Source organism: Ochrobactrum sp. SFR4 (genome assembly GCF_019730395.1).
In the GTDB taxonomy this organism is placed as follows: Bacteria; Pseudomonadota; Alphaproteobacteria; order Rhizobiales; family Rhizobiaceae; genus Pseudochrobactrum.
Genome location: NZ_JAAPBB010000040.1, coordinates 1 through 4,371 on the forward strand (window position 1 = coordinate 1; position 4,371 = coordinate 4,371).

The 4,371-nt window shown below is 47.7% G+C and carries 4 protein-coding genes; all 4 read right to left on the minus strand.

What is annotated here, in order from left to right:
* Positions 1 to 43 precede the first annotated feature (43 nt).
* Entirely contained in the window at positions 44 to 649 is a 606-nt protein-coding gene (locus HBA93_RS17605) for an acid phosphatase (protein ID WP_221724150.1), read from the minus strand.
* Positions 650 to 701: 52 nt separating this feature from the next.
* The gene (locus HBA93_RS17610) at positions 702 to 1,706 is read right to left on the minus strand and encodes a DUF1254 domain-containing protein (protein ID WP_286202030.1); all 1,005 of its coding nucleotides are present in this window, start codon (positions 1,704 to 1,706) and stop codon (positions 702 to 704) included.
* A gap of 292 nt (positions 1,707 to 1,998) precedes the next feature.
* A complete protein-coding gene (locus HBA93_RS17615; protein WP_221724152.1) occupies positions 1,999 to 3,000 on the minus strand; it encodes a helix-turn-helix transcriptional regulator in 1,002 nt (333 codons plus the stop codon).
* Between the two features lie 109 nt (positions 3,001 to 3,109).
* Positions 3,110 to 3,937 carry a transporter gene (locus tag HBA93_RS17620; RefSeq protein WP_221724153.1) on the minus strand — a complete coding sequence of 276 codons (828 nt, stop codon included), beginning with the start codon at positions 3,935 to 3,937 and terminating at the stop codon, positions 3,110 to 3,112.
* Positions 3,938 to 4,371 lie beyond the last annotated feature (434 nt).

Sequence of the window (4,371 nt, forward strand, 5' to 3'; positions counted from 1 at the left end):
GTGAAACTGCCATAATTCTTCTCCTTAATGACAAATAGTCTATTTAAGGAGGCGGAATCAAACCGTGACAAGTCCATTTTGGATTGACTTCTGCCAGTGTGAGCGCCCAAGCCCAACCTGCTGCTGTGTGTCCTGACGGGTATGATCCGTCATGGCGCAACACATCTTCCTCGTCTGGCTGGCAAGTGCCTTCATTATGCACAACGAAAGGGCGGGTTCTGTTGTATTTGTTTTTAACGCCATAGGTTGAAAGCCCCGCATCTGTCAGAACTCTCTCCAGCAGGTGGTATATATGCGGTGTTTTCTCTTCGCTGATATCCACGCCCATTGCACAGGAGAAGTTCTTTGCTGGCTGAGGAAATTGCAAGTCTGCATCTGTTCGTGCGAGATCCCAGCGCGCTTTGCCGCGAAGCGTAATTGTTGCTTCTCTTGCGGATTCGTCACGCGCCAGTGCAGCACTCCCCTTTGCCGGGGGAGCGCCTAGCAAAACAAGACTGTCCGGCAAATCACTTGTCTGCAAATATCCCGGTGTCAGATGGAAATGAGGGTCTGTCACCTTCGGCCCTGGTGCGGTTTCCGCCAGAGCTATATTTGGGGCAGACAAAGATATGGTCGCAAATACGACGACCTGACAGATCTTTGAAGGCATTTTATGTTCCTCGAATGGTGGATCCGGATAGCGTCGTGTTTGCCGCTTAAACTTAGTTAAGGGGCTTTGCTTCCGGAAGCTTCCACTCACCACTCACCAAAACCGGATCAGGACGATAAAGGCGTACCGTATAGTTCCATCCGTCAACAACCGGCAGACAGTTGGCGATTTTACCGTCGCAGCCGCCAAACTGAACCGCAACTGATCCGTCAGCATTCTTTTTTGCGGTCAGATTGTTGATCGAATAAGCATTATAGGCGTTCTTCTCAAAGAAGCCTTTTGCATTGTAAACGCTGATCGACCAGAAAGCCTTCACAGGAACATCGCTCGGTATAGTGAGCGTGTAGACTGTTTTGCCGTCGTTTTTCTCAGGTGTATAGCTCGGATAGAGAGCATCGTTTTCGGGAATACCGCCCCAACCGGAAGCCGTTCCGATTAAATGATGAACCGGCTCAACCTGATCCCGCTTTCCAAAAGAGCCCTGATAAGAAGTCTGGTGCTTTGCAAGTGTAAGCAATGCGTTACGGATATCTGTAAGGCTTTCATCATCCCAGTTTGGAAGCTCAAGCTTACCTATGTCTTTCTGCTCGACTTTGATGGTATCCTGAAGCTTGTGAACTTCATCCAGATCTTTCGGATCATTCGGGTCAACCAGTGTGCGGATAGCGGCAAACACATAGCGCGTGCCTACAGATTCCTGCGTCAGCGTCACCGGTTCTGTGCCATAGGCGACAACCGGTAAGTAATGATCCTGATTAACGATCATCATCGACATATAGCGCTTACCGGTATCCGGCAGGGTGAGTGTTACCGGTCCGCCGGCGAGATCAAAGACAGCGAAGGAATAGAGTGTATCTCTGTTCATGCGAATGACAGTTTGAGCATCAATGGCTACAGGCTCACGGGAATGCTGAAATTTGCCAAGACTGCCGATGAGTTTGGCATTGGCCGTGAGATAGTGATCAGTTTCAGCGCGAATAAAATTCTCAACAGTGACAGGGACTTTGTCACCCGATGTTCCGGCATATGCTGTGCTCGTCAACAGGGTCGCAGTCATTGCTAAGCTCATTCCAAAGGAGCGAAACATGGATATACCTCTTCATTTAATCTGATTAACGAGCCGTGTTATCTGCTAAGGAAAACACGAAACATGCAAACACAGGCAAACCGGACAATGGCCAGCCGATCAGGCAGGCCGGTTGACAGGCTAACTCAGATTATTTTTAGCAGAAGCGGATGGCTAATCTTGCCATTTTACGCCAACCTTAATTAAGCAGCGTCCTGTCATATGCTTATGAACAGCAGACGAATGACAAATAAATATTCTGAAAATATGCAGGTAAAAATATTTAATTTTGCTGTGATTGCTCACGAAACTGCCTTGGTGTGACCCCTGCAATCCGGCGAAATGCGCGGCTAAAATGTGCAGGGTCAGAATACCCGGACGCAAAAGCAATATCAATTATTTTGGCATCTGTCTCACGTAGCAGCGCGCTTGAGCGTTCAAATCTTATGGTGTCGAGTATATCCGAATATACGAAATCAACACTTGAGAGTTTGCGCTGGAAAGTACGCGGGCTGACCCCTGCCATCTCCGCTACCTGCGCGAGTGTCGGAATGCCACCATCCAGATAGGAAGGCAGCATCAGTTTCAGGGTTTCTACAATCTCATAGCCCGAAGGTTCATCTTCAGGGGCGTGACATGGGGAATATAGGGTGTTTGCATGATAGGGGAGGCTGAGACAAGAATTGGGTATACTGATCCAGGAAGCCTGCTGATCTGAGAGAAACTGCACATTTGGCCAGCAGGATTGTGTTGCAGCGCCCGGAGTGTAGCCGGCTTCAAAAGCCATAACCGGCGGCATCCAGCCCGCTCCTGTAAACTGCCGTGCGATATAAACTGAAAAAACATTTTGCAGCCATTGCGCATGTTTTAAATATGCATGATTGCCGGGCAAAGTAATTCTGTTGCAAACCCGTATGTGATCCTGATCATACTCGATCCACATGCTGAGCATTGAATCCTCGCGCGATGCCCAATAACATGCATGACGCAAAGCCACGAGCAAAGTTGGTGAATGGGCAACCAGAGCCTTTGTTCTTTCCCGCAAATGAGAAAAATGTAAGCGCTGTCCGGCGAGGAAGCTAAAGTCTTCCAGATCCTGAGATTTTTGCGCGGCTTCAATAAAGCTGAGTGCAGGCAAGAGCGGAATGTAAAAACTGCTCTGTTCATTCAGATTCAGCGGAAGCCGGAATTTCTCTAAAAGTGAACTGCTCGGGGCACCAATCTCATCCAGAATCCCTACAAAAGGAAGAAGAAACAAGCTTCGCGTTATAGGGATGGTCGCCATTGCATCTTACCCGATCAGATGGTTGATGCCTTACCTTGCCAAAGTCTCAGGAGAATTACAACTTGTTGAAATGACGGGACATTGTTGTGTTGTGAACAGATCCGGCCGTTTATTCGGGAAACATAAATGTCAGGGTCGTGCGTAATCCCCATTTTGCACTGCCATCAGGACCGTCAGCATAATAACGCCCGCCCACCTGAATACTCATCGCCTGATCTTTAACTTTGAAAACCTGTGTAGCATCCAGATTAATCGGCAATGTCCATTGGCTGGCTTCCCAATTATACGTTGAATCAAGGCTGAGCGATACGGATCTTCCATGTCCCAAATTGTACGAAACAAATGGCTGAAGCATGCTGGAACTAATATCCTGCCTGTTTGAAGAGCCTGCAACAGACCAAATATGATTGCCCAGAGCACCGACAGTCCAGTCATTTCGCTGGATCAAAGCGACAGCAGTTGGTCCTAATCCGAGTTTCCCGCCGCCCAGATAGTCATCGGTTGCCGTTGGTAGAAGAAAGACAGGACCAACACCCCAGATTAAACCGCTGGGGCCGCTTTGTTTCGGTGACAGGAAAAGACTGGCGTTAATATCACCCAAACCTGAAACGCTTCCGTCCGGCATGTAATCCCGATAGGCTATCGGGATAATTGTACGTGAAATAATGTTCCAGTCTTCGTTCAAGCTAAAGGGGATGACAGGTTGAATGTTTAGGCCGTAGGAGAAACCTTTCTGATCAGGACCGGCTCTGAAATCAAAATTGTTTTGAAAAGGAACGCTGATCAGGCTTGCCAGCGGATTGGCCAATTGCTGCGATAAATCTTCGGCAGAAGGTTGCGACCATGCTGTGGTCGCGTTCAGAGCAAGGAAAAGAGCTAATGATAAAGTGTGAATATATGGCTTTTTAAGCTCATAGACTAAACTATTTGCACTCATCCTTTTCAAGGCCTCCCGATAAGTAACTTCATACTTATCGCTTTAGGTGCGGAGGGTGTCTTAATCTTGCCATCTTACGCCAATGCAATATTCCTCATGAAAATATCTTTCACTTAGGTTGCAATTATAGGTTTTGAGATTTCTGCAAAGGATAGTCGTTTTTAACAACAACACAGATGGCGATACTTCTTCTGCGTCTGCGCACTTGTGCTTGCCGGCGTCCACGTAGTTTCCGGATTGCAGCCATTGCATGATCTCCAATATGTATTGAAGATCATGCGTAGGATACCCCGCATGGGGAGCCAAGGGTTGTCCCAGCATATCATTGTTTCTTTGGTGTCTTGATATGCAAATGTAGTGTCCGTCGTCGAATGATTTGAGACTAATTGTGCTTTTGAAGATTGGATTTTCCGGCTCGGTTTATGGGTTGATTT